Annotated in this window: 1 protein-coding gene; it reads right to left on the reverse strand. The window is 42.9% G+C overall.

The features are described from left to right. The coding region (locus tag AC23P2_RS30960; RefSeq protein ID WP_487776769.1) for a hypothetical protein at positions 1 to 2,618 on the reverse strand (2,618 nt) is incomplete at its 3' end. Between the last annotated feature and the right edge of the window lie 327 nt (positions 2,619 to 2,945).

Below are 2,945 nucleotides of genomic sequence, written 5' to 3' on the forward strand. Positions count from 1 at the left end.
GCGCTGCCAGTTTGAGCCTGACTACACACCGTCGTCGAGGCGTCTTTCACGCTGACCAAACTATACTCAAACGTCCCTATTTCATTGGTTGGAACTTCCACACTCACACTATTACCACTCTCCGTTGTCACCGTTTTTTCTGTCCCCTTTAAGCTATACGTAAACGTGTAAGGCGCTGTCCCGTTTGCTCCCGTAAACGTAATTTTGGGTCTTGCACTATTTTGGCACACTGCTGTCGTGCCCGAAATTGTCGCCGTTGGTAAAGGATTCACCGTCACTTTGCTTGGATCTACTATCAACACTAAACAGTTATTCTTGCTTACACTGATTGGGGAAAAGATAACATCCGTAACGGCATTGTTAAACGTCACAAGCTGGTTGGTTCCATTTAGAAGCAGCGTCTGATCATTATCAAGCCCTGTTATTGCATAGGTCAGCGTGGCGCCACTGGTTCCGTTGACAGTAAAAACAGCGTCTTTCCCCGCACAAATAGGGCTATTATTGCTAACAATCGCCACCGTCGGCAGTGGAGGGTCAACCAATACCTTAGACGTAGCTTGCGAAATGCTACAGCCCAACGCCGAAAGCGAAAAATTACTATAATCACCCGCCGTAAGCCCACTCAAGGTAAAATTATTCCCCCTGACATTGAAACTCTTAGGGCTGCTCGTGGTCGAACTCGTCGTAAAACTCAGCACATAATTATCCCCATTTGGCAAATTGGTCGTGCTAAAAACAATACTTCCTTGGCTTCCTCCGCACGTGCTAGGGTTGGTCGTTGCCCCCGCTGTAAGGGTACTGTTACAGACTAAATAGCTAAAAGGCACTACAAAGCTACATCCTCCTTGACTAGGAGTGATTTTCGCATAAAATGTTCGAGTACCCGTTGAAAATGACGCCGAAGGAGTAAAATTATTCGGCAAGCTAAAAGTACCCGCCGATTGAGTCGCCGCTTCATCCGTGAAAATATTGATAGCGCCACTGTACGTACCTCCGTAACTGAAAATGGGCGTAGTCGGGGAATTGTTGACAATGACCGAAGTAGCAGAGGTATTCGTCACTGACCCTGTAAGCGACCCATAACTAAGCACCCCTTCGTTCGTAAATGAACCTTGAATAGTCAATGAATTTACCACGTAAATCAGTCCCTTGTTTATCAGGGGGCTTCGGTTCTCGTTCCACAATCTACCCCTCATTACTCGTAATTCACCACACAAATTGTTATTAAAAGTGGAACCAACACTATTATTGACGCCATCGGTTCCTACGTCACTATTGGCTCCAATGACAATCTTCCCCGCATTGTTGAACGTACTCGAAGAAAAATTTTTTAGTGCGATAGAACTACTTCGGTCAAGAAAAATTTTCCCTCCTGTATTGTTGTTGAAAGTAGTACTCCTGTTTATCAAAGCATTTGTTCCTGATAAACCATTAGCCCCAATCTTTATGCTTCCCTCATTCGTAAATATAGCATCGAAGCCATTATCTAATCCATTATCCGAGATTCGGTCAATGGATATTTCGCCCCCTGACTTATTCACGAAAGTATTTATAATCACAGTTCCATCAGGGAGAAGACTGGTAGTGTTCACAAGCCCATACCTCCCTAACGTGTTACTATTTGCTCCTATTACCACCTTACCTTGATTGGTAAAATCCGCGAAGTTCCAGAGTCCGTAGTTAGAAAATTGATCAATATGAATTTCCCCATTATTATTTATAACACCATAATTCCTATTAGAAACCCCAGTTCCAGCGATTGTGGCACTACTGGCTCCTATCATTACCTTCCCATCGTTAGTAAAGGTGTTTCCATTATTATTTAAGGCGACATTTTTAATTCCATCAATGTAAATTTCGCCTCCTGACTGGTTAGTAAACCCCCCTGCATTATCTACTCCATATGTGGATGTACCAGTTCCAGAAATTACTACTTTGCCAGCATTGGTAGAACTGGAGCTCCCCTCACTAACATAAACTCCCGAACTTGTAAATTGGTAGATGTAGATTTCTCCCCCATTTTTGTTCTCTAAACTGCCCAAATTGGATACCCCTTGCCCCCCTATCATTTTATTTTCTCCAATAACTACCTTCCCTTTATCTTCATTGGAAAAAAGAGAATTGGATTGAATAAACATACCCGAAGTACTCGTTCCATCAATGCGTATTTCCCCGCCTGATTTGTTAATAAATTTTGCGACGTTCTGTGCCGTACCTTGCATATATAGCCCATAGTTAACTGTCGTATTTGCTGCCGGTTCAACGCGAATAATACCACTGTTTTCAATCGTGCCTGTGTTCACCAGCGCTGCTGGGACAAGCGACGTCTGTCCATCAATAGTCAAACTACCTCCCGCTTCAATCGTCAGTACAACCCCGACATTTACTTGCACACTGTTCGCCACCGCCGAAGTCCCTGCTTTGATAATGGGTGAATTTGCAGCTGAAAAATTTTGAATAAATACATTGCTGATCGCGGTCGGAACTCCACTCGGAGACCAGTTCGTCGCTTCATTCCAATCACGACTGGTAGCGGCAGTCCAATACGTTTGTCCCCACGACAACATTGGCATCACCCCCAGTAACAACAGTAATAAACGACACATAGAAATTTTCATGAAATGAGTTTTATAAGAATAAGATTTATAGCTTAATCAGTGTTCCTCAACGAGTAGGTCTCCAACACTCCTACAAAATAGATATGCTGCTTTCAAAATAGCTATTTTAGGGGGTGGACAAAGGGGGTGGACAATTCACAATAAACTCTATATCAAATACTTACAAAGCACCCTCTAACACTTCCAAAAATAGTAAAGTACAAAAAGAAAGGAGTAAACAATGGTATATACCATCACTTACTCCTTTTCTTCAACCTATTTTAGGGCTATTATTTTACTTTGAGCACCTTCAAACTGGCCTGTTTGGTAGGGCTATTCGATAAATAC

This window comes from Runella sp. R0.1_18 (assembly GCF_057652155.1).